General features: G+C 43.9%; 19 protein-coding genes and 3 pseudogenes. 7 read left to right on the forward strand and 15 right to left on the reverse strand.

All coding sequences use genetic code 11. The features are described from left to right. Positions 1 to 405: 405 nt before the first annotated feature. Positions 406 to 2,019, forward strand: coding sequence for an NAD(P)H-quinone oxidoreductase subunit 4 (locus tag F6K20_RS02070; RefSeq protein WP_287264725.1), 1,614 nt, complete (start codon positions 406 to 408; stop codon positions 2,017 to 2,019). A gap of 305 nt (positions 2,020 to 2,324) precedes the next feature. Here the strand turns inward: F6K20_RS02070 and F6K20_RS02075 are convergent, their stop codons facing one another. Next, positions 2,325 to 3,077 (reverse strand): PAP/fibrillin family protein, encoded by a 753-nt coding sequence (locus tag F6K20_RS02075; RefSeq protein ID WP_008184849.1) that lies wholly within the window; start codon positions 3,075 to 3,077, stop codon positions 2,325 to 2,327. 136 nt (positions 3,078 to 3,213) lie between these two features. Here F6K20_RS02075 and F6K20_RS02080 point away from each other — a divergent pair, with 136 nt between their 5' ends. From F6K20_RS02080 to F6K20_RS02100, 5 genes and pseudogenes are all read left to right on the forward strand, one after another. Further along, positions 3,214 to 4,650, forward strand: coding sequence for an aromatic ring-hydroxylating dioxygenase subunit alpha (locus F6K20_RS02080; RefSeq protein ID WP_287264723.1), 1,437 nt, complete (start codon positions 3,214 to 3,216; stop codon positions 4,648 to 4,650). Then, complete coding sequence (locus F6K20_RS02085) at positions 4,647 to 5,207, forward strand: 2Fe-2S iron-sulfur cluster-binding protein (RefSeq protein WP_287248092.1); 561 nt, start codon at positions 4,647 to 4,649, stop codon at positions 5,205 to 5,207. Before F6K20_RS02080 ends, F6K20_RS02085 begins: the two co-directional genes overlap by 4 nt. Positions 5,208 to 5,212: 5 nt before the next feature. Beyond that, the gene (locus tag F6K20_RS02090; RefSeq protein ID WP_287248094.1) at positions 5,213 to 6,208 is read left to right on the forward strand and encodes an FAD binding domain-containing protein; all 996 of its coding nucleotides are present in this window, start codon (positions 5,213 to 5,215) and stop codon (positions 6,206 to 6,208) included. Beyond that, a pseudogene (locus F6K20_RS02095) lies at positions 6,205 to 6,894 on the forward strand (xanthine dehydrogenase family protein molybdopterin-binding subunit); the annotation flags it as partial. The gene F6K20_RS02090 and the pseudogene F6K20_RS02095, both read left to right, overlap by 4 nt. Before the next feature lie 422 nt (positions 6,895 to 7,316). After that, the gene (locus F6K20_RS02100; protein WP_287293506.1) at positions 7,317 to 8,198 is read left to right on the forward strand and encodes a mechanosensitive ion channel family protein; all 882 of its coding nucleotides are present in this window, start codon (positions 7,317 to 7,319) and stop codon (positions 8,196 to 8,198) included. Between the two features lie 156 nt (positions 8,199 to 8,354). On the opposite strand, the gene F6K20_RS02105 is transcribed toward F6K20_RS02100, so the two are convergent. The 8 genes and pseudogenes from F6K20_RS02105 to F6K20_RS39780 form a co-directional block, all read right to left on the reverse strand. Then, positions 8,355 to 10,055 carry a nucleoside recognition domain-containing protein gene (locus tag F6K20_RS02105; RefSeq protein WP_008185910.1) on the reverse strand — a complete coding sequence of 567 codons (1,701 nt, stop codon included), beginning with the start codon at positions 10,053 to 10,055 and terminating at the stop codon, positions 8,355 to 8,357. After that, the gene (locus F6K20_RS02110) at positions 10,018 to 11,166 is read right to left on the reverse strand and encodes an NAD(P)/FAD-dependent oxidoreductase (protein ID WP_044493687.1); all 1,149 of its coding nucleotides are present in this window, start codon (positions 11,164 to 11,166) and stop codon (positions 10,018 to 10,020) included. Before F6K20_RS02110 ends, F6K20_RS02105 begins: the two co-directional genes overlap by 38 nt. Before the next feature lie 433 nt (positions 11,167 to 11,599). After that, a complete protein-coding gene (locus F6K20_RS02115; protein ID WP_008185905.1) occupies positions 11,600 to 12,460 on the reverse strand; it encodes a Uma2 family endonuclease in 861 nt (286 codons plus the stop codon). Between the two features lie 224 nt (positions 12,461 to 12,684). Further along, positions 12,685 to 13,932 (reverse strand): NAD-dependent epimerase/dehydratase family protein, encoded by a 1,248-nt coding sequence (locus F6K20_RS02120; protein ID WP_287293510.1) that lies wholly within the window; start codon positions 13,930 to 13,932, stop codon positions 12,685 to 12,687. Between the two features lie 187 nt (positions 13,933 to 14,119). After that, the gene (locus F6K20_RS02125) at positions 14,120 to 14,455 is read right to left on the reverse strand and encodes a hypothetical protein (RefSeq protein WP_008185901.1); all 336 of its coding nucleotides are present in this window, start codon (positions 14,453 to 14,455) and stop codon (positions 14,120 to 14,122) included. Positions 14,456 to 14,632: 177 nt separating this feature from the next. Beyond that, entirely contained in the window at positions 14,633 to 15,388 is a 756-nt protein-coding gene (locus F6K20_RS02130; RefSeq protein ID WP_008185900.1) for a phosphoadenylyl-sulfate reductase, read from the reverse strand. A gap of 461 nt (positions 15,389 to 15,849) precedes the next feature. Further along, a pseudogene (locus tag F6K20_RS02135) lies at positions 15,850 to 16,041 on the reverse strand (squalene/phytoene synthase family protein); the annotation flags it as partial. Further along, positions 16,025 to 16,132, reverse strand: a complete 108-nt coding sequence (locus F6K20_RS39780) for a MerR family DNA-binding transcriptional regulator (RefSeq protein ID WP_353736713.1) — start codon at positions 16,130 to 16,132, stop codon at positions 16,025 to 16,027. The gene F6K20_RS39780 and the pseudogene F6K20_RS02135, both read right to left, overlap by 17 nt. Before the next feature lie 68 nt (positions 16,133 to 16,200). Between F6K20_RS39780 and F6K20_RS02140 the strand changes: the two genes are divergently transcribed. After that, positions 16,201 to 16,764: an SDR family NAD(P)-dependent oxidoreductase gene (locus F6K20_RS02140; RefSeq protein ID WP_353736715.1), complete on the forward strand. Its 564-nt coding sequence runs from the start codon at positions 16,201 to 16,203 to the stop codon at positions 16,762 to 16,764. A gap of 93 nt (positions 16,765 to 16,857) precedes the next feature. Here F6K20_RS02140 and F6K20_RS02145 read toward each other — a convergent pair whose 3' ends face one another. From F6K20_RS02145 to F6K20_RS02180, 6 genes and pseudogenes are all read right to left on the reverse strand, one after another. Beyond that, positions 16,858 to 17,580 carry a metallophosphoesterase family protein gene (locus tag F6K20_RS02145; RefSeq protein WP_071104568.1) on the reverse strand — a complete coding sequence of 241 codons (723 nt, stop codon included), beginning with the start codon at positions 17,578 to 17,580 and terminating at the stop codon, positions 16,858 to 16,860. A gap of 33 nt (positions 17,581 to 17,613) precedes the next feature. Beyond that, a complete protein-coding gene (locus F6K20_RS02150) occupies positions 17,614 to 18,429 on the reverse strand; it encodes a metallophosphoesterase family protein (RefSeq protein ID WP_071104567.1) in 816 nt (271 codons plus the stop codon). Next, positions 18,426 to 19,178: a CobW family GTP-binding protein gene (locus F6K20_RS02155; RefSeq protein ID WP_008177495.1), complete on the reverse strand. Its 753-nt coding sequence runs from the start codon at positions 19,176 to 19,178 to the stop codon at positions 18,426 to 18,428. Before F6K20_RS02155 ends, F6K20_RS02150 begins: the two co-directional genes overlap by 4 nt. 85 nt (positions 19,179 to 19,263) lie before the next feature. Then, on the reverse strand, positions 19,264 to 19,920 hold the full coding sequence (gene folE, locus F6K20_RS02160) for a GTP cyclohydrolase I FolE (RefSeq protein WP_071104566.1): 657 nt from the start codon (positions 19,918 to 19,920) through the stop codon (positions 19,264 to 19,266). Between the two features lie 358 nt (positions 19,921 to 20,278). Continuing rightward, a pseudogene (locus F6K20_RS40455) lies at positions 20,279 to 21,041 on the reverse strand (IS1634 family transposase); the annotation flags it as partial. A gap of 679 nt (positions 21,042 to 21,720) precedes the next feature. Then, on the reverse strand, positions 21,721 to 22,186 hold a 466-nt coding region (locus F6K20_RS02180; RefSeq protein WP_502708803.1), incomplete at its 5' end, for a potassium channel family protein.

The raw sequence follows: 22,186 nt of genomic DNA on the forward strand, positions 1-22,186 counted from the left end.
CTGGAATTAAGTAGCTAATACCACATCCCATGGTATGACCCCCTGCTGGTTATAGTTGGTAATTGCTTCTGATTACCCCAAACCTCTTATATCATCTCGGGATAATTACCCTTAATAAAAATCTCCACAATCTGGCCATCTCCCCATCTCCCCACACGTCCCACCCTCCCCACACTTCCGACCCTCCCTCTAATTATGGGTATTCCACCTGACTTGATATGACCCTATACCATAAGGGTTCTGGGGGTGACCCACCTTAACCTAAAATTTTAACAATTCTTTACTTTTTCGGTAGCAATGGCTACTGAAAAAGTTTTTTTTTGGTTTTTTGGTAAAGAACCTTTGCAAAACTTTACTTTACTTAATATACTGAAATCATGTGGCAATAGGTATTTATTCTTAGCTATGGTCTCCGTGAATTTTCCTTGGATAACGACGATTATTCTGCTGCCCCTAGTGGCATCTTTGGTGATTCCGATCATTCCCAGCAAGTGGCTGAGGATGATTCGTTGGTATGCCCTAGGTGTAGCCGTTCTGGATTTTGTCCTAATCATCTATGGGTTTTGGCATCATTACAATTTCCAAAATTCCGAATTTCAGCTCAGGGAAAGTTATACGTGGATACCCCAGCTTGGCATTAGTTGGTCTGTAGCAGTCGATGGCTTATCGATGCCTCTGATTGTGTTAAGTGGCTTAGTCACTACCTTAGCTATTGTTGCGGCTTGGAAGATTAACCATAAACCGCGTCTGTTTTACTTCTTGATGCTGTTCATGTATAGCGCCCAGATCGGGGTGTTTGCAGCTCAAGATTTAGTGTTGTTTTTCCTAATGTGGGAATTAGAGTTGCTGCCAGTGTACTTGCTCATTTCTATATGGGGAGGAAAACAACGCTTCTACGCCGCAACCAAGTTTATTCTTTACACAGCAGCAGGTTCAGTTTTTATCCTGGTCGCCGCGCTAGTGATGGCGTTTGCTGGAGATACAGTGACCTTTGACATGCAAACCCTAGGGAATCGGCATTACCCGATAGCTTTGGAACTAGTAGCTTATGCGGGTTTCTTAATTGCCTATGGTGTCAAGTTGCCGATTTTTCCGCTACATACCTGGTTACCGGATGCACACAGCCAAGCTTCTGCTCCAGTGTCGATGATATTAGCTGGGGTCTTATTGAAAATGGGTGGGTATGGACTGATGCGCATGAATCTAGAAATGCTTCCTCATGCCCATACTTACTTCGCACCAGTGCTAGCAGTATTAGGTGTGGTCAATATTATCTACGGTGCTTTGCTTGCCTTTAGCCAAGACAATCTCAAACGACGACTAGCTTACTCGTCAATTTCCCACATGGGTTTTGTGTTGATTGGCATTGCTTCGTTCACTGAATTAGGAATGAATGGAGCTATCTTACAAATGCTTTCCCATGGGTTAATCGCTGCTGCCTTATTCTTCCTATCTGGTGTCACCTACGAACGTACTCATACGCTAGCGATGGCAAAAATGGGAGGAATGGCGCAAGAAATGCCCAAAGCATTTGCCCTTTTCACTGCTGGTTCCATGGCATCCCTAGCCTTACCAGGAATGAGTGGTTTTGTGGGTGAGTTGTCAGTCTTTCTTGGAGTCACCACTAGCAGTGTCTACAGCTCATCTTTCAAAGTAGTCATCGTTCTATTAGCAGCAGTGGGATTAATCCTAACTCCGATTTATCTGCTTTCACTGCTCAGACAGGTATTTTTCGGTAAAAATAACTCTGGCATAATTATTGAGAAATACCTAGGGGATGCCAAGCCTCGCGAAATTTTCGTTACCGCTTGTCTGTTAATCCCTATTATTGGGATCGGTCTTTATCCGAAGCTAGTCACTCAAACCTATGATGTAAAAACTGTAGCGGTTGCTGCTCAAATGCGCCAATCCTTACCACTCATTGTTCAAGAGGAATCACCTCTATACTCTGGTACCTTCACAGCGCCACAGTTAGCCAAAACCAAGGCTCAACCTATTCTTGGGGTTACCCAGTATTGATTAGTTCCTGTTTGCGATTAGCGGGAGTTAAACAAAAAGAACGCCCCAAACCAAGTAGGAGCATCTAACTTTGGAAGAAACATACCGCAAATAGCTATATCATGGTGATTCTACAGCAAAAATAAAACGATATATTTGCCAAAATGAGATGCTCCCAACAAATCGGGTGCATCTTACTTTTTTGAGGCAAAACGCGAGTCTGATAAACCCCATTTTCCATTGCTGTATGGCTTTTAAAATTAGTAGGTGCGCTTCACCCATTAAGAATTAAATTCGCGAGGGGTCGCACCTGTGGATTTCACAGACTAAATTTCACAGACTAAAACTGTACCCTTTTCCCCACGAGTTATTCTGAGTTCCTCATCCAGATAGAGAATTTGTAGACGACCTTTGGGCGATCGCTTCATGGTAAATGCTAATTCTCCAGTATCTGGGTTCATCTCTTGGGGGGGTACTAAACCGAACATCAACTTCAAAAAACCAGACATCAATTTTTCTGTCCAACTTTTCTGTGAAGATGGGCATTGATCACCAAAAATTGCTTGCCAATCTTTTAGATTTGTTGATGGATGGGGGGCTAAAATAGCTCCTGTAAATTGTACTTGTAACACCCAATCACTAACGGGATAACAAACGCCTTGGTTGCGTACAATTCCCTTGATTTGAGCCATAGACTCATCAACGGTCGTAAATTCCACAACGATATCATGACTACGCTGTTGACCATCTCCCAACAAAAATACAGGTTGGAGAACTCGGTCAATCACCAGTTTTAATCCTGTGGGTTGAAACATATTAAACGCAAGACGACCGAGAGTGTAAGCATACTGACCCTCTGCCAGTTGCTCTCCTCCGGGAAAATTAGGTGTGCTAATTAACAACCATTCATGATCCAGGAGTTCCCCATGACGTGTTGGTGCTGTTGTGGGATTGAGTTGAGATAAATGATTAATTGCAGCAATTACGGCTTCATGCTTAGTATTTCCACCACAAGCGGCAAGCACTTGACGCAAGGCTGTTTTAGCTGATGTACGTTTTTCTGAATCTACGACTACCATATCATTGAAAATTTTAGCTGTCCTGATGATGCTACTTTATATCATCCTATATTGTTAATTTTTTATTGACTATTTTTTTAAATTTTGTTACATTTATTCTGATTAATAATCCAATAATTTACAAAATAATCCTACTATGTCTAGCAGCGTTTTACAGTCCGTAACCTCTCAAAATAAGGCAGTGAAAAAACTGGGATTAGGTGGCTATAATTCAGATTTTTTTGACTGGGAAGAAGTTTGGTATCCTGTTTTTTACGTCGAAGATTTAGACAAATCCCAGCCCACTCGCTTCACTTTGTTAGAGCAGGATATTGTCCTCTGGTGGGACAAGCATGAACAGATGTGGCGAGCGTTTGTCGATCAATGTCCACACCGTTTGGCTCCACTGTCTGAAGGTAGAATTAATCAGGATGGACGGCTAGAATGTCCCTATCATGGCTGGGCTTTTTCCGGAACAGGCCAGTGTGAGGTCATTCCACAGCAAAAAGAAAGGGGAAAGGCTGAAATTTCCCAACGTGCCTGTGTCAATTCACTACCGACTAAAATTGCTCAAGGATTGTTATTTGTTTATCCTGGACAAGCTGAGAATGCGGCTCAAACTAAGGTTCCCATTGTTGATGCCTTAGAAGAAGACCCGGACGGTTGGATTTGCTTGAATACGTTTCGGGATTTGCCTTATGATGCCCTAACATTGATGGAAAATGTACTCGATCCCAGTCATATTCCTTACACCCACCACCGCAGTGTCGGTAACCGCGCTAATGTATCTCCTGTGGAATTGGAGGTTGTAGAATCCGGGAAGTGGGGATTTAAAGGGGTTTGGGCAGAAGGTCCCCGTAAAGGAACCCTAGGACGACAGGATACGACCTTTATTGCTCCTGGACTGATGTGGCATGACCTCACCTCCAAGCAGTTTGGCAGGACACTAACAGTTGTGTACGCAACTCCCATTCGCAAGGGAGAGTGTCGGCTATTTGCCCGCTTTCCTTTTAAGTTTTCCTCCAAATTACTAGGGTTATTTCTGAAACTAACTCCTCGGTGGTATTCCCATATTGGGCAAAATAATGTTTTGGAAGATGATCAGATTTTCTGGCATTACCAAGAAAGATATCTCGAACAACAAGGGGGTAGTGGTAATTTTAATAAAGCGTTTTATTTGCCAACTAAAGCCGACCTATTTGTATTCCAGTTGCGTTTTTGGGTGAATCATTATAGTATCGACCCATTTCCAGGAAAAACTCTACCACCATCACTACCTAAGGAAGTTCTATTAGAAAGGTATCATTCCCACACGCAAAAATGCGCGAGTTGTCGTGGGGCTTTAGCGAACTTGCAACGGTTAAGGCTGGGATTAGCTGTAGGGACTGCACTGGTTTGGGTATTGCTTCCGTTACTGGTATTTATCCACCCTGAGGTATCTATTGTTACTGTTATTATTTTGACTGTAGCTGTTTTAATTAGTGGGGGAGTTTGGTTGGCTTTGGGTAAGTTGGAGCGGCAATTTTACAAAGGAAGGGAAATTCCACCCCGTAATTGGCCAGAGAAAGTTTACAAGGAGGCGAAGCCTAGATGAATGTGACTCTTACCATTAATGGTGAACAGCACACCCTCACCATTGAACCCCGTGTAACACTCTTAGATGCCCTACGTGAATATTTGGGATTAGTCGGGAGTAAAAAGGGGTGCGATCATGGACAATGTGGAGCTTGCACTGTTTTAATTGAGGGTCAGCGAGTTTATTCCTGTCTCGCGTTGGCTGTAATGCAGGAGGGAAAAGAAATTGTCACCATTGAAGGCTTGGCAACAGGGGATACTCTCCATCCGGTGCAGGAGGCATTTATTGACAATGATGGCTTCCAATGCGGCTATTGTACCCCAGGGCAAATTTGCGCTTCTGTGGCTCTTTTGGAGGAAGTTAAACGGGGTTGTGTTAGCGCGGTGACACCAGATTTGCATAGTCCTCCGCAACTAGCTGAACTCTCCGAGGCGGAAATTAAGGAACGACTGAGTGGGAATCTCTGCCGATGCAGTGCTTACAATGGTATTGTGGCAGCCGTACAGCAGGTAATTGGACAAAAACCACCTTCTCCTGTGGCAGCGGTTATGGTTAGTGAATCTGGGGATCAGTAAGCATCATGAATAACTTCACCTATACCCGTGCCACCTCCTGGTTAGATGCGGTAAACCAGGCAGTTGCTGACCAAAACTCGATGTTTATTGCTGGTGGAACGAATTTAGTTGACCGTCTGAAAGTATTCTTAGATCAGCCATCGCAACTGATTGATATCTCTCGGTTACAGATGCAGAACATTGAACCGATGGCTGATGGTAGTCTGCGTCTGGGAGCGCTAGTTAGTAATACAGCAGTGGCAGACAATAGTGATATTCGCCGCAACTATCCCATGTTAGCTAGGGCAATTCTATCTGGCGCATCTCAGCAAATTCGCAACATGGCTACAGTGGGGGGAAACCTGCTGCAACGTACCCGTTGTCCCTATTATTACGATACCGCCTTTGCTTGTAATAAACGGCAACCAGGGACAGGCTGCCCCGCAATTACGGGAATTAACCGTAGTCACGCCATCCTTGGGGCCAGCGAGCAGTGTGTAGCAGTCCACCCGTCAGATATGTGTGTTGCCCTAGCTGCATTGGATGCGGTGGTGGAAGTAGCAAGTGCCCAAGGGCAAAGGCAAATACCTTTTACAGATTTCCACCGTCTACCAGGAAATACACCCGAGCAAGACACCAATTTAGAACCAGGGGAGTTAATTACGGCTGTGATTCTGCCGAGCTTATCCTTTGGGAAATCTGGGGTTTATTTGAAAATACGCGATCGCGCTTCCTATTCCTTTGCTTTAATTTCTGTGGCGGCGGCGGTAAACTTGCAAGGGGAGCAAATCCAAGCTGCACGCTTGGCAATGGGTGGGGTAGCACACAAGCCTTGGCGAGCAACAGCAGCAGAAGAGTTTTTGATTGGTAAGTCTGCGGATGTAGCAACATTTACCGAGGCTGCAGAAATTGCCTTGGACTTAGCCAAACCTTTAACTCACAACGGTTATAAAGTTGAACTGGCAAAGCGGGCGATTCGTCGCGCCCTCATGGTTTCTGCTCAAGGAGGAGGGGTAGCATGAATCAAGTAACTGGTACTAATATTAACCGCAAGGATGGACGAGCAAAGGTTACAGGGACAGCAACCTACGCTGCTGAACATCAAATTCCTGGTTTAGTTCATGGTTATCTGGTGACTGCTAACATTGCTCATGGGCAGATTAAAAGTATTGATACCCAAGCAGCAGCAACAGCACCAGGGGTAATTGCGGTTTTCACTCATAAAAACCCGCCGACCGTATCTAAACCAGCTAACGATTTTTTAACCTCAAAAATCTACGAGGCACGACTACCCTTATCAGATGACCAAATTTACTACGCAGGGCAAATTGTTGGTTTGGTAGTCGCAGATACCTTTGAACGGGCACGTCACGCTGCCCATTTAGTTAAGGTAGAATACGTCACCCAAGAACCAATTCTAGAAACCAGCAAAGCCACCTTTAACGAAGCTCCACCCATGCTTGGGCAACAGATGACGTTTGAGAAGGGGAATTTTGCTGCTGGGGACTTTGCCAGTGCCATGGCAGGTGTAGGAGCCGAGATTACAGCTACTTACACAACTTCCAGCGAACTACACGCACCGATGGAACCCCATGCTATCATTGCTCACTGGCAAGATCCAGACACCCTGACTGTCTACGAACCATCCCAGTGGGTAATCGGTAGTCAGCGTACCTATGCAGAGCTGTTTGGACTTCCCCCGGAAAAANTGACCCGTGGCGAATTTAATTCGCCAACGGAAAAAGCACCATTACGGTCTTGGGGGTTTCCCCCATGAGCGACTGCATCAAGAAGCGCAAGAGTTTGACTTCTGACAAATGACTTCTGACAAATGACTTCTGCTATATCAGCTATCAGCCATTGGCCATTGGTCACGCTACTTGAGGTACTTTTGAATAAAATAAGCTGACGGCTGACGGCTGTTCGCCCAGCGTGAGCTAAAAGCTGACGGCTGACGGCTGACGGCTGACTGCTTACGAAAATAGTCAGCCAATTACTAATTACCAATTACTAATTACCAACTACCAATTAACTGTCTTAAGTAATGCTACCTTGGCTAGAAACTTAACACTAAAGTACAGTTAACACTAGGCTGCTCTGATACTCCTAGCCAAGGTAGTAAAAAAAGTTTTGCGATCGCGGATTCTTCGCCTCACCAATCTCAGCCGCCCTGCGCAGGAGACTATTGCCCTGATTATCCATTATGCCATACTCTTTATCGGTGTTATTGTCCTATTGCAGTTGTGGGGAATCGACTTTAGTTCTCTAGCTGTATTTGTCGGAGTCTTGGGTGTGGGCATTGGCTTGGGAATCCAGGGAATTGCTAAAGAATGTGTCAGCGGTTTGGTACTCATTTTTGAGCGTCCGATCCAAGTAGGGGACTTTGTGAATGTTGGGGAACTGATGGGAACAGTAGAAAATATCGGTATTCGGAGTACAGAAATCCTGACGTTGGATCAAGTCTCAATCATTATCCCCAATTCTCGCTTTCTTGAAGCTGAAGTGGTCAACTGGACTCACAATAATCCAGTATCCCGGTTAAAATTACCCGTAGGGGTCGCCTATGGTTCAGATCCAATTAAAGTACGTAGTGCTCTGATTGAGGCAGCTTCTCAACATCCAGAAATCTTAGATCAACCAGCCCCTAATGTATTTTTTACTGGATTTGGAGAAAATGCCCTCAAGTTTGAGTTGTTGGTTTGGATTGAAGACCCTCCCAAGCAGTTCCAAATCAAAAGTGAGCTTTACTTTCTGATTGAAGAAATACTACGTCATTACCATGTTGATAGTCCCTTTCCTAAGCTAGATTTGCACGTCCGTTCTGGTAATTTTCCTGTAGACGTTTCACACCAATTAATTGAGTCCCTAACTCAGCTATCTCAGGAATTGACTAAGTGGATGGCTAGACAATCCTATGGTAATAGTCACAATGGTACTAGCCACAATGGTACTAGCAACAATGGTACTAGTCACAGGAATGTTCAAATAAACAATACTTCAGATAATAATTGATAGTTAAGGGAATAGCGAACTTGATATCAGGCCAATGACTAATACCAAATCCGCTTGCCATACCCCCTTTACAAAAAATAAACCAAATCCTTATTATTCGATGAATCTATAGCTGTTTGAATAAGGGGGGTATGGGACAGGATTTAGTATTAATTATTACTTGATTAATAATCCTCCCCAAGCAAGTAATAGAGAAAAAAATATCGCAGCGATCGCCTGTCTACTTAACAGCAATAAGGCAAATCGAAGAGACTGTTCTCGCGTAATAGTTAACAGAGTAACTAAACAAGGTAGCAATACTCCTGCTAGATACACCCCAGTCAAAACCTGCAATGGAGTTAACATAGCCAAGGTTTCTGGTTCGGCAAATAATAGCAGTCCATCTTTGCGAATAGAAGCTAAAACAATAGGCAATGAGGCTTCAGGGGGTAAATTAAACCATCCCATCAAAGGGTTAATAATATTGGCTAAAACTGCGATTGTTCCTAACCAATTCAACACAGAAGCAATAACGGTAATAACTAAAAATATGGGAATTGCATTGAACAAAAATTGATTAATAGTTGACTTAGCTTCGCGCCAAATTACTGACGAATGAGGAAATTCTAAAAATGCTCTTCCTTCGATTACTAGGGGATTCTGATTCGATTTAGCTGTAGGGGAAGAAATGATGTAGGTATATATCAAGGTGGTTGCGGTTAGATACAGCAGGTAAGGAATTATCAAGTAAGGTAACTTAGCAGCACTAAACACCCCTAAAGTTGCGCCAAACTGATAAGAACAAGCCGAACCAAAAGCGATCGCGGAAATACAAGTTCCCCTAGAACAACTAGAACAGGCACGGGTACTAATCACCGCAGGAACATTACACCCCATACCCATAATTACTCGTACTAAATCCCGTCCCGATAACCCAAACGGACGGAGTAAAGGATTGAGAGCAATGGTAATTCGTTCTATTAACCCACTAGCTTTATATGCGCCCAAGAATAGGGCATAGAGAATTACTGTGGGCATCGCCCAAATAAACAGCAACGGACTCATAGTTATCAGTCCATACTGACCTATCAGTATTTCTCTTAACCAGATTGGGAGTTGGGATAAAGGTTTAATAACAGGAGCGATCGCACTTTGGACTATAGGATCTGCTAAAGTCGCAAAGGAGTTAGCACCCCAGACAGCAATAATGGCAGGAATAAGTAATAAAGCGATCGCCAATAAACTGCCCAGTCGAGGATGTTCTAACAGTGTTGGGTGGGGTTCTATATACCAGCCAGCCCTTGTAGGAATCCATTGGGCGGGAAAAGGATTAGGTTCTTGCAGAGAAGCCAAAATATGGTCTTTTTGTTCTGTAGTAATGTGGCGGGCATCTACAGTGACAATGCTCAGGTTAGAAGTTTCCGTCCATTCCCTAATCACTTGTTGAGGAGGACACGGGGTCTGGGGTTGCCCCAGACCCGTGAGATGTCCGTTATGAACCGTCGAGAATACCTTATCCCAGAAAGTAATCACCACAATGCCCCTTTTATCTGCTACTAAAGGTAGTAGATCTGCTAAATCTCGATCTACGTCGGTTGCCTTGACTACCAATAGCACGGTGTCATTTTCTTGTAGCTGTCTTAAAGCTTTCTTAGTAGTTACACTATCGGAACGATAGAGAATTCCAGGGGTATCGATAAAGGTATAGGCTTCAGATTGATAAGTGTCACAAGTCACTGTAGAACCGCGAAAATTGGCACTATAGGGAGTCTGTCCTGTAAGAGCCGCAATTAGTTGGGACTTGCCCGTACTCTCTTTACCAATAACCACCGCTGACTTTTTAACAAACACAATCGTTATTACAGCAAGAAAGGTCATCTAAGAACAAACCTTCTCGGCGATAGGCTTCCAATGGAGTTGGATCGATTCCCAGACGTTGAGCGATCGCATTACCGACTACAGCAAATCGCTGCCGAAATTTGTAAATAAAGCAAAAAATTATATCGCCGTGACGCACCGAAGGACCGACGACAAATAATCCTGGAGTTAGGGTAGACTCATCTTCTTGAGTCAGGGCTGCATAGCCATTTGACCAGTCAAATAGAGGTGCGATTTGTTTTAAACTGCTATCAAACCCCGTACAGAGAATTGGCGGTGTAGAACTAAACCACTGTTCGTACTCGCTCTCCACCACATATCCTTTTTTTACTGCTTTGACTGCTTCAATGTGCTGTTCTCCAATTAGTTCGACCCGACCCATAGAATAAGCTATTTCTAAACGTTTTAGACTATAAGGAGACAGAGAAACACTAGGATCTGAGTCTAAGTTTGACCAGCTACTCTGGCGATCGATTAACTTTACTTTTTTCCCTAATTCTGCCAAATTTGACGCTGCATCTACACCGCTTTCATAGCCTCCCACAACTACAAATTCTTTCCCCTTAAGCTCTGTCCAAGAACGTATTTGGGAATTATGTATACATAATTCCGCCCCTGGAAAAGGATTAAGATTGGGATATTGAAACTCTCCTGCTGCCCAAATCACAAACTGCGATCTCAGCGAAGCTGAGGCACTGCGTGAACGCAACTCGCCTTTAGAAGTTTCCAAGACAAAGCCTTTGCCTTGAGGTAAAGCTGCCATAGTTTTCACATTTGTCTCGGTTTTTATAGGTAGTTGAAAATGCTCTGCTACAGTCTCTAGATATAGAGCGTATTCTTTCCCCGAAAGATGTTCCTTTCTGAAACTGAGGGCAGGAGAAGTATTTAAAACTACTGCGTTGAGATCCAGCAATCCAAAACCATGACTGGGAAACGACGGCGTAATGAATCGCATTTCTTCAGCCCAACGCCTAAAAGAAGCCCCTACTTGATGTCGTTCTACAATGACAAAGTTTTCAATTCCTAAATCTTTTAAGACTACTCCACAGCCAATTCCAGCAGCCCCAGCCCCCACAATTACAACTTCAAAACGATCGTTAGTTTTGTTCACCAGCAGACAATCTCGAATAGATACTTTATGACAATTATAATCATTATATAAAAAAAAAGCTAGCTTTCTAACAAACAATATTAGTGAGGCAGTGGTAAACCATGATTGACATCCTCCCACCGCTAAACTCCTTACGTCGCTATAGGGCGTTGCGAGAGCAAATGGACAAAAAACAACGCTGGACGTATAATTAGAATATTTAAACTAAATACTCCAGAACTGAACTAAGCGTATAAGTGGACTTATATCAAATCCGTTTGTCAAAACCCTTTTATAAAAATCGACCAAATCTTTGTATGCCACGAATCTATGGCTATGCAGATAAGGGGGGTTTGGGAACAGGATTTGGTATGAGACGGCTATTGCTATATGCACCTCAAGTAGCGGATCGTACCGAGCATCGGCTTTTCTATTCTGCTGCCAACGGCACCTTTTACACCTCTCCTGGGTCAATCCCCAGCTGTCGCAGACGTTCTGCTAATCTCGCTGCCTGCTGTTGAGCCAATTCCTTTTCCTGGCGTTCGAGTTGAGCTTCTTGTTCAGCCTCCTGCAACTGCTGCTGAACCAACTCCTTTTGTTGCTGAGCTTGCTGCAACTGTTGCTGAGTCTGCTGCAACTGATCCTGAGCCTGTTGAGCCTGTTCAGAGCCTGTGGGAATCCAGTTCCCTAATTCATCATACCAGCGTAACCATCGACCATTAACCTCTTGGTATGACCCAGACCATACTCCTAGGCCAAGTCCTAATTCTGGCAGCCAAAATCTTTCGTTTTCCAATCTTACCTGTTCATAGTTTAAGCCTTTCAACTCAAAAATTCTTAACTCATTGGTATATCGGCTAAACACCACATAATAAGGAATACGAAGTATACGTTCATAAACCTCCCACTTACTTGGAGGTTGATCGATATCCCGTAGGGTTTGCCCTAAATCTTCTGATTCCGTCGTTGGAGAGAGCAACTCCACTACGATAAATGGACTGACCCCTTCCTGCCACATCACATAACTCAACCGTAAGTCTCGCTGTTCATAAAACCGAGACACCCCAACTACTCCAAACCAATCCGGTCGCTTGTACCATTGAGGATGACGAACATCATAGTACAGATTCAAGTCAGTCCCCACAAAGATCTGATCCCTTGGGTAACTCGGTGGGCAGAAAGTCTCCCGTAATAGCTGAGGTTGAAAATCGTGAAACTCGTCTGGCAAACCTGGTTCCTCTGGATCTTCACTAGGGAGATCATACATCGTCGGTAGGGTTTCCTTGGCCGGACGAGGGGGGTCAGTTTGATACATAACAGAGAATGGGATCAACTAGTTTTAGGGTAGCAACACCTTTGACTACTGATGAACTTATTAAAATTGCCAGAGTTTCAGATACGTTGAGCAGTCAGTAATGGTGCTACGCCCATGCTGTCCTTGTCATCAGCTATTAGTTACAAGGCCAACAGAACCAGACTGACCATAAAAAGCTGACCGCTCAAGGTAAGATGTGCTCCCACTTACGCGCTACCTAATTCTTAACTGGCACCTACACCCACCGCCGTTTTGTCGGATGTGGTTTGAGCAGGAGTTTCGTCAGCCATACTCACCCCATTGCCCTTCTGCCGCCACAGTGATGTACAGATAATCTTCGAGCGATCGCAACGATCGACATATTTAGCAGCAATCTCGATTACCTCTTGCATCAGACCCTTAACCAAGGTGGTTGGTTTCAAACCCATTTCCAAGAAACATTTATTCTCCACAGCCAGTTCATTTTCCGCTGATTCGTTTCTCGGGTTCTCTAGATAGGCAATTTCCGCCCCAGTGATATCAGACACAATCTGTGCCAAATCTCGGACCCGATGGGTTTCGGTCATCTGATTCAGGATTTTCACCCTGTCCCCAGAAGCCGGAGGATTTGCGATCGCTAACTCTATACACCGCACCGTATCTTGAATATGGATAAATGCCCTGGTTTGACCCCCTGTTCCATGTACCGTCAACGGATGACCAATCGCTGACTGCATCAGGAACCGATTTAGGACTGTACCATAGTCTCCATCGTAATCAAAGCGATTAATTAGCCGTTCATCCAGCTTTGTCTGCTTGGTCTGAGTTCCCCAAACAATCCCCTGATGCAGGTCAGTGATGCGGACCCCATCATTCTTGTTGTAGTAAGAGAAAAACAGCTGGTCCTGAGTTTTGGTCATGTGATAGATACTGCCCGGATTGGCTGGATACAAGATCTGCTGCTGTATCATTTTCCCCTCATCCGTAGTCACCTGGATATCTAAATACCCTTCCGGAATCTTCATTCCAGCAGTACCATAACCATAGACTCCCATGGTTCCTAAATGAACCACATGTATATCCAAACCCGACTCCACAATCGCAGCTAGGAGATTATTGGTCGCATTCAAGTTATTATCTACCGTGTAGCGCTTATGGCTAGATGACTTCATCGAATAAGGTGCAGCCCGCTGTTCGGCAAAATGAATCACCACATCCGGTTGATAGGTTAGCAATAGATTGAGTAAGCGATCATAGTCTTTCGCGACATTGAAGTTATAGAACTGGATTTGTTTGCCAGAAACCTCACGCCATGTCTTCAAACGAGTGGACATGGGCTGGTAAGGAGTTAAAGAAGTCACTTCCAACTCATTATCAATGTTGCGTCGTGACAAGTTATCAACAATTACAATGTCATGACCACTATCAGATAGATGAAGAGCTGTGGGCCAACCACAAAATCCGTCACCGCCTAAAACTACAACTTTTTTCATCATCATCTCCTGGTTGTTTGCTTACATGGTCTTTTTTGCAATGGTCAGCGAGCTGCGACTATAGCATCGCGCTTTGGGAATTAACCGAGAACCAATCGAGAACCGATATATTTCCATCACCGGACTTCGTCGAGCTACGCTAACATCACCTGATCACCCCAGTGTTACGATTACAGCAATCAGTTTTTTAGATGAAATCTAGTTCAGGGTATCGATCCATGATCTCCGATACCTCCTCCCTTTCAGAAGTCTTCTGATTCAAGATTTCTTTGAAGAAACGAACATAAGTGCTATAGACTTGGGTGGAACCGTCATCATGATCAACAATGAAGAAAGGGGCTGCTTCTACCCCGTGCTTTACAGCTAGATCTAGTCCCTCGCTAGATTGCTTACGCTCATCAGCAACCACAATTTGGTCTATTCGATCCATCAGTCCTTTTTTTTCAAGTTTTTCTACCACATTGACGCACTTGCGACAGAAATTACCGTCCTTGTTGATTTTTTTTACTAACGTGATTTTCATTCTGTAGTATTCAATACTGAATTGTTTTTCAAAAGCGTAATTAAGAAATTATCACAACCCACTCCCCACTCCTACCTAAAAATTAGGATTTCAAACGCAACTTATTGATTGTGCCGCAACGATTAAGTACCTAGACAGAAATTCTTTACCTAGTCTGTTAATTTCCGTGAGGGTTGCTCAAACCCTTACTGTTTGGTGTTCCTTGTTGTTCATTACCTGCTCTGTAGTGTTGTGTAAGCCACACTCTTTTTCTTTCTGCCCTTCCCACCACCAGCGACCTTCCCGTTCATGCTGATTGGGGAGAGTTGGGCGGGTACAGGGTTCGCAGCCAATGCTAACGAAACCTTTAGCGTGCAATTGATTGTAAGGCACATCATTAGTGCGGATATATTTCCACACCTGTTCAGAACTCCAGTTAGCTAGGGGGTTAAATTTAATCAGGGTTCGTTCTTGGGTCGAGAACGCCTGGTCTACCTGGACAACAGGGATATTAGCACGAGTACTAGGACTCTGATCCTTGCGCTGACCGGTAATCCAAGCATCCAGCTTAGCCAGTTGGCGACGCAAGGGAGCCACTTTGCGAATACCACAGCACTCTTTGTGACCATCCTGGTAGAAACTGAACAACCCCTTTTGTTTAACCAGTGCTTCCACTGCATCCGCTTCCGGTAAAATCACCTCCAGTGGAATTCCATAGTGCTGTCTGACTTTCTCAAGTAGTTGGTAAGTCTCGCAGTGCAAGCGACCCGTGTCGAGGGAGAACACTTTCACATCTGGCTTAATCTTGGATGCCATATCCACAAGAACCACATCCTCGGCACCACTGAAAGAGATAGCGATGTTGTCAAATTTGTCAAGAGCCAGTTTCAGGATTTCCTGAGGACTCTTGTGGGCGTATTCGGATTCCAAATAAACAACATCCAGTTCAAACATTAACATCTCCTTACTATATGACAAAAGTGGTTGGACTTGCTGATTATACGACGTATCGATACCGTTATCCATCGTCAGCCTTCAGCTTTGAGCTAATGTAATCCAACCCTTCGGAAGTTCGACCATAGTTCAGAAATTATATATAGCGCTTCCACTGCTGAAGTACATCTGAGTTAATAGACTTATAGCGCTTTGCCACCTGCCCTAATTAGAAACCGCTATAATCGATGCAGCGCCGCCAAAGGGGAAAGCTTAAAGGGTTATAAATATATTCCTTTTCCCCTTCCCCCTTCTCCTTTTGAAATCCCAAGCATCTGTAGCACAATTAAATAGAATCGATAGTATTTTCCTTTTGTATCCCAGCTTTTTGCCGCCCATGGTCAACGGAAAAAAAAACCCATCGATATTTAGGATGGGGATTTTTTGACAGATTTTCCATTAAGGATTTGCCATAGCGCATGCTATAGAACTTGTGCCCTCAGCCAGGCTATCGGCAAGGATAACATCTTACGGAGTTTGGGGACATAGGCTCTTTGGCTAAATACATCGTAATGGTTGTGTTCAATCACATTGAGAATTTTCTGATAGAGCATCAATGCAGACCAAACCGGCCAACGGGCGTCACGGCTTAGGGCTCTAATACCTCTTTCTGCTTTGGTACCCCTCTTTGTCCCACCGCCTAAGAGTTGAGATCGAGACTCCGAGGTGCTCGGCTGCCTCTTTTGGAGTGACATATTTTTTCATTGACCGTGAACCTTACTAAATCTAGTATACTTAACTTTAGTAAAGTTTGCTAAGGCTTAGTAAGATATCTGGCTAATAGTTGCACCTCTTTGAAGGGTAATGTCGAAAACCTCAGGGTGAATGACTATCGACGTCTTTGGGAAACCAATGTTTTTGGGGTACTGAGTACCATCTACGCCACCTTAGATGACCTCAAGAAAACTAAAGGAAGACTGGTCATCATTAGTAGCGTAAAAAGTTACGTTGCCTTGAGTGGCGATTCTCCCTATAGTATGAGCAAATTTGCGATGCGGGCTTTGTGTGAGTCGTTGTCTCAAGAGTTGGCTCCCGATGGGGTGTCGGTCACACACATTTGTCCAGGGTACGTTGCTACTGAAATTCGTCAGCTAGACAATCAGGGAATTTGGCATTCAGACTGGGAGGATCCTATTTCCCCCAGGCTTCTGATTTCTGCTGATCAAACTGCCAAACAAATTGTTCAAGCTATTTACCGACGACAACGGGAACAGGTAATAACAAACTACGGCAAGCTGATTGTCCTGATCAAACGTCACATGCCTTGGTTGCTCTCATTGCTGATTTCAACACTTAAAATCAAGGTAGCTTCTAAGCCGTCACCAATTAAGCAATGATATTTTTTACTATAGCAATTATCATCTCATTTTCCAGAAAGTTGTCTCCGACTACCTGTTTTTGCACTTAGCCATACCTTTAGTAACCTGAAACTAATTACCAGATCCCTTTTTATTGCCATAAAAAACTGTTTTAAACTCCAGAAAATCGCTCTTTGGACTATAAAGCGTATAAGTAGCCTTTCCTGGTTCTTTGCCTACATTTCCTACACCAACAACTCTTCTTTTGGGTGCAGTAATAGTTTGCACGGGTTGCTGGCGATCTAAAGTCATCACCGAACTATTTACCGAACCTCCTTGTAGTTGATATTCAAATACTTGACCCGAACGACCACAAAAGAGATGATTTGCCTGGACTCTTTGCAAGCGGTCTAGCATTTGCCAGGGTAAGGTTTCGGGGGTTAACTCATCGCTGACGCTAACAGTGCTACCGTGAATTAACAAACAATCTAATTCAAAGAAGCCAAAATGACAGTTGCGTAACCACTGTACGGTTTCGCGAGATACCGAATCCCAAAGAAGTTTAGCGGTTTCTTTACCAAAGCGCTCGATTAATTCTGTCGGTTCTGCTGTCGAACCCAAACCGTGTAAAGCAAAGCATTGTTCTTCCCACCAGCCGAAGCATACTTGGGGTTCTAATTCTCCAGGTAAAGGATTCTGAATTCGTTTAATTACTTGTTCGCTATCTTGGTTAGCTGCTACGATATCGCCCAGAATATACAATGCTTCCACCTTAACGCGCTGGCGTTTGATATCTGCCAACACTGCTTCGTAAGCTGCGATATTTCCTTCAATTCCGCTTAAAATTGCCCACATTGATTTTCAATTTAAATATTTAAGTAATTTAATTTACCTCTCACACACATGAGTAGGATCGTCGGCTTTTTCGGCAAATTCCAAACCTCTAGCCAAACGCCAAGCGAAAATCGGTGGTAAACCAGCATCTAAGATGGCAGCGCAGGTTGTTTGATAGTCATACTCCACTTCCCGCAAGTTTACTGCTTGTGTTTCCGTGTCATAGATAACATAGGTAGCATTGGGACGACCATGACGGGGTTCGCCTACCGAACCGACATTGATAATTCGCTTCAGGGGAGTATTAAAACTTATGGTTGGTTGTTCGTTTCCACTGGGTTGACGAACTTTAACCTGTAATTGTCCAGAATCTAGGGTGCGGACATAGGGAAAGTGGGTATGTCCGCAAAATAATATATCTGCATCGCTGGAGAGAACTCTTTCTAAAGCAGTGAAAGCATCCATTTCGGGTAACAAATATTCGTGGTTGCTATTAGGACTACCATGTACGAAACAGAGATTATCTTCTTTGTAGGTATGGGGTAGTTGGGCTAAATATTCCCTAACTTCGGCATTGACGTGCTTATTTGTCCATTCGTGGGCAATTTTACCTCTTTTTTCCGCCAACAGGGAAGGATAACTACATTCACAAGCATTTAGTCCTTCTACAATATCTTCATCCCAACAACCCTGTACAGTGGGAATATCTAAAGAACGAATTTGTTCCACCACTGCATTAGGATAGGGACCATAACCCACTAAATCCCCCAGACAATAAATCTTTTCTGCTTTTTGTTCGTCAATATCCAGTAAAACTGCATCTAAAGCTGCATAATTACCATGGATACAAGATATCACTGCTATTTTCATACCACTTCTACCTCTGGTTCACTTTCTAAAGACTCTTTTACTTGTTGTTGGTAATAATTAATTGCCGATTCGGGAAGACAGCAATCTCGGACAGTTTGAACAATTTCAGCTTTATCTAAATTACTACCTACTATTTCAAAACCACTAAAACGATCTGGTTTACCATTTAACCAACGGGGTAATTTTAAAGGTTTAAATGCTAATTCCGATTCCCCTAGTATGAAGTCACCATAATAAATTTGTCCATCCACTAGGTCGAAAATTCCTTTTACCCGAGCTACCTCACCGTAAGCACCTTGAGTAAGTTCCAGCCAAAAAGTAGCTAAACTATCAAAATCTACAATTTCCCCCGTCAAAACCCCCCGATGAATCTGCAAAGCTGTGGTTGGCTTACTGATGTTATTTCCTGGAATAACTTCATCCGCCCAAGTATTTAACTCTGTACTATCTGTATCGCCGGGGATTATGGCTACTCGATGGGGGTTCAAAGTTTGCAGTAAAGGTTCAATTCCGGCTAAATCCAAATACCAGGGAATCTCTAGATAAGTTATGGTTTTGTCTAATTCCGCTTCTTCCCCTGTCTGATAAAGTTTTAGTTGAGGGTATTCACTTTGGAGATATATTGCATCAATGGGTACGGAATCAGTTTGAGGACTGAAATAACCTACAGGTTTATTGGTTTGGGCTATTTGTTGACCAATCCAGTGGGTTTTACCGCCACCGGTCGGACTGGCGACAGCAATAATCATAAGCAGTTTTGTTGATAACGATAATTATTGTATCAAAAAAAGAGATGAGCTTTATACCCATCTCTCATGCTGTCACGCGAATTAATTAATGCATTGAACGGTTGTAGTGAATTAAACTCATAAACTCCTGACGGGTTTTTGGATCATCTGCAAATACGCCTCTAACCGCACTAGTGGCAGTCCAAGAACCAGGTTTTTGGACTCCTCGCATTACCATACACATATGGCTTGCTTCCACTACTACCGCCACCCCTTTTGGTTTTAATAATCCTTGAAGGGCATCGGCAATTTGGGCAGTTAATCTTTCCTGTACCTGCAAACGTCGTCCGTACATTTCACAAATACGAGCAATTTTTGACAGTCCGATTACCTTACCGTCGGGAATATAAGCGACGTGAGCGTGACCGAGAATAGGTAAGATATGGTGTTCGCAGGAGCTAAATAGGTCAATGTCCCGAACTAAGACCATTTCATTGGTATTTTCGTGAAATACTGCCCCGTTGAGGAGTTCGTCTAAAGATTGATGATAGCCAGAAGTCAGAAATTTTAAGGCTTTGACCACTCTTTTAGGAGTATCTTTCAAGCCTTCGCGGTCTGGGTCTTCTCCCAATCCTAACAGTAAAGTCCGTACCGCTTGGCGCATCTCTTCTTCAGAAACGAGAGGTTGGTGGGTGGTATTTAGTTTTGGTAATTTGCGATTAATTTTATCAATCTGGTTCGGTTCGGACTTACCTAAGGTCATGAATTTGAATTAGATGAAATTAAACAGTAACAGAAGTAGCCAAGCAGTTATTTAACTTTTGGCGAAGTTTATCGGTATCTATAATGATAACCGATAAAGACTAGCTGATTCGTAAATTCGCACTAAACCTTGTAGGATAAGGCTTGCGCTACAATAGCAAAACTGAACTATTTAATAACCAAAAGACAATCATACCAAGGCTTTCAGACTTTTTGAGATTTACGTTACGAATCAGCTGTTAATTGCGATGCGGCTTTGCCGACGCTACGGGAACGCAACGACTTCTGTTTCTTTTGCTCAAAGCCAGCTAAAATATCGCAATCAATAGGACTAATGTACCCCACATTCCGCAGGTGGGTCAGATCAACAAATAATATTTTTGGCAGGGAGCACCGAGAAACTGTAGAATCCCTTGATGCTCTTGGGTTAAGTTGATAATCTGTTGAACTCCATCAACAAGACCTATGTGAATCGACTGAAAACACTGAAACACCCAACGCATTGTTGGGGTAGCCGTCGGCTTACCTAATTGATTGTCAATGGTTTGTTTGGTTCTGCTGAGAGCTTGGCGTAAGGCTCTGTGAGCCAGAGTATAAACCAACAAACACAGACCCATCACCATGTGCGTTGGCGGCTACCCGTTTAGGAGTTTTGAGAAAGACACTGTAGGCATACGAACATCGGGTCTTTGAGAAAACGGAAACCCCTCTCAGTGCATTGTTGCCCTTTGTACTCACAGAGGATCTCCTCTGGGCTAAGTTGTTTCGACTCCAAGACATTGGTGGCAAGAACGAACCGTCCCGCCCTTCTTCGAGCCAGGGCAACCACCTCTTGTTTAACTTTCAAAGTCCCTTGGAGACGATAGTGATAGCCGTCTGGAGGTTGTCCTATTCGCGGTCGTCCCGGTTTGTGGTAGTAAGGATGTGGCACGACTTCGAGCTGAGACAAGCGCATGATAACGCAACTGTTGATTCAACTTTTCCCCTGCCCTGAAGGCATCAGCAGCACAGGCGAAGTCCTGTTGCCCTAACTGCAACAGTAGCTTTTGAGCCGACTGCTGATGCTGTTGGATTTTCTTGTTCTTGCTGCTTGAGGTCAGCTTCTTTTCTAGCTTGACTCTCCCGCTTCCGGAGTGTACTCGAAAAAGCAAGCGAGCGAAGCTGAATAATCATTAGTTACCATCTTCAGTAACACTCGGCGGATTGTGCTGTATGATGGCAGTCGGTTGACTTGAAACAATTGGCTCAACTCCTCACGATTGTTTCAATCCAATCAGCGTACGCTAAAAATCTTTTATTCCCTGCAGCTACTGCTAGGGTAAAGATAGCCAGACATATAGCCACGCTCGTGTCAACATCCGCTGCCCTAATCGAGCATCTGGTAAATCAGAAAAGGCTTCTAAAATAGCAATTTGACCCATTGATGTTGATTCTCTTGTGCCCTTGTGCCGGGAGCAGGTCTTGCGTTGCAGAACAAATGAACTATGTACCATCACAGCAAGCTTAAACCCATGAGGGGGCATAAGATTTAGTACAAATGTTCGGCATTTGTGACATGCTCCCTGTTGTGCCAAAGCATCTTATCTTACCATCTAGAATGAAATAGCCCTGTACCAATTACGGAGAGGAGGTTTAATTTTGAAGTGCCAGGGAAGTAAGTTTTAAAAAATTGTAACTGCCCAGATAGGGTATCTAGATAAAGACAAGCGGAATGTGGGTTTAAAACGTCGGAATCATGGTAAACTGAAGGGGGATATGAACTTGCGATCGCACCATAAAAACCTGCCGACAAGTTGAGACTTCACCGGACTGGAACCCCAATTTTCGGCAAACTACGAGCAATAATCACTAAGTGATCGCCAGACAGTAGTGTTTGATCTTTGGGGGGATTAATTAGGGTTTCCCGATTTCCATTGCTATGGCGCTCTATTGCGATCAACGTTGTATCAAACTCCTCTTTCAACCGCCGAGCAGCTTCCCAAAACGAAATGTCAACCCACCTCTGTGGTAAAACAATTTTGTAGAATTGGTTTCCCACTTGCACAGTTAGCAACTCTGCCAGCACATCTACAGCCCCTAGGTTCCGAGCTGAGGTAGCGATTAAGTGACTGGCTAGTTCATCAACAACAATAACATCTTCAACTCCCGCTACTCGCAGTTGGACATTGTTTTTCCGGTCAAGGAGTTGAGCACAAGTGTAGATTCCGGGTTGGAGTTTTTCAATGGTCAAGGCAGCTAGGACTGTACGTGCATCCCGGTCTTGGTCA

The organism is Moorena sp. SIO2C4 (genome assembly GCF_010672485.1).
In the GTDB taxonomy this organism is placed as follows: domain Bacteria; phylum Cyanobacteriota; class Cyanobacteriia; order Cyanobacteriales; family Coleofasciculaceae; genus Moorena; species Moorena producens.

Bases quoted from the DNA above. Each gene is read 5' to 3' on its own strand.
- F6K20_RS02145 (WP_071104568.1), bottom strand. From the start codon at position 17,580: ATGTGGGCAATTTTAAGCGGAATTGAAGGAAATATCGCAGCTTACGAA.
- F6K20_RS02155 (WP_008177495.1), bottom strand. From the start codon at position 19,178: ATGATTATTGCTGTCGCCAGTCCGACCGGTGGCGGTAAAACCCACTGG.
- F6K20_RS02080 (WP_287264723.1), top strand. From the start codon at position 3,214: ATGTCTAGCAGCGTTTTACAGTCCGTAACCTCTCAAAATAAGGCAGTG.
- F6K20_RS02075 (WP_008184849.1), bottom strand. From the start codon at position 3,077: ATGGTAGTCGTAGATTCAGAAAAACGTACATCAGCTAAAACAGCCTTG.
- F6K20_RS02085 (WP_287248092.1), top strand. From the start codon at position 4,647: ATGAATGTGACTCTTACCATTAATGGTGAACAGCACACCCTCACCATT.
- F6K20_RS02070 (WP_287264725.1), top strand. From the start codon at position 406: ATGGTCTCCGTGAATTTTCCTTGGATAACGACGATTATTCTGCTGCCC.
- F6K20_RS02090 (WP_287248094.1), top strand. From the start codon at position 5,213: ATGAATAACTTCACCTATACCCGTGCCACCTCCTGGTTAGATGCGGTA.
- F6K20_RS02125 (WP_008185901.1), bottom strand. From the start codon at position 14,455: ATGAAAATCACGTTAGTAAAAAAAATCAACAAGGACGGTAATTTCTGT.
- F6K20_RS02105 (WP_008185910.1), bottom strand. From the start codon at position 10,055: ATGACCTTTCTTGCTGTAATAACGATTGTGTTTGTTAAAAAGTCAGCG.
- F6K20_RS02130 (WP_008185900.1), bottom strand. From the start codon at position 15,388: ATGTTTGAACTGGATGTTGTTTATTTGGAATCCGAATACGCCCACAAG.
- folE (WP_071104566.1), bottom strand. From the start codon at position 19,920: ATGACCTTAGGTAAGTCCGAACCGAACCAGATTGATAAAATTAATCGC.
- F6K20_RS02115 (WP_008185905.1), bottom strand. From the start codon at position 12,460: ATGTATCAAACTGACCCCCCTCGTCCGGCCAAGGAAACCCTACCGACG.
- F6K20_RS02150 (WP_071104567.1), bottom strand. From the start codon at position 18,429: ATGAAAATAGCAGTGATATCTTGTATCCATGGTAATTATGCAGCTTTA.
- F6K20_RS39780 (WP_353736713.1), bottom strand. From the start codon at position 16,132: ATGAAAAAATATGTCACTCCAAAAGAGGCAGCCGAGCACCTCGGAGTC.
- F6K20_RS02120 (WP_287293510.1), bottom strand. From the start codon at position 13,932: ATGAAAAAAGTTGTAGTTTTAGGCGGTGACGGATTTTGTGGTTGGCCC.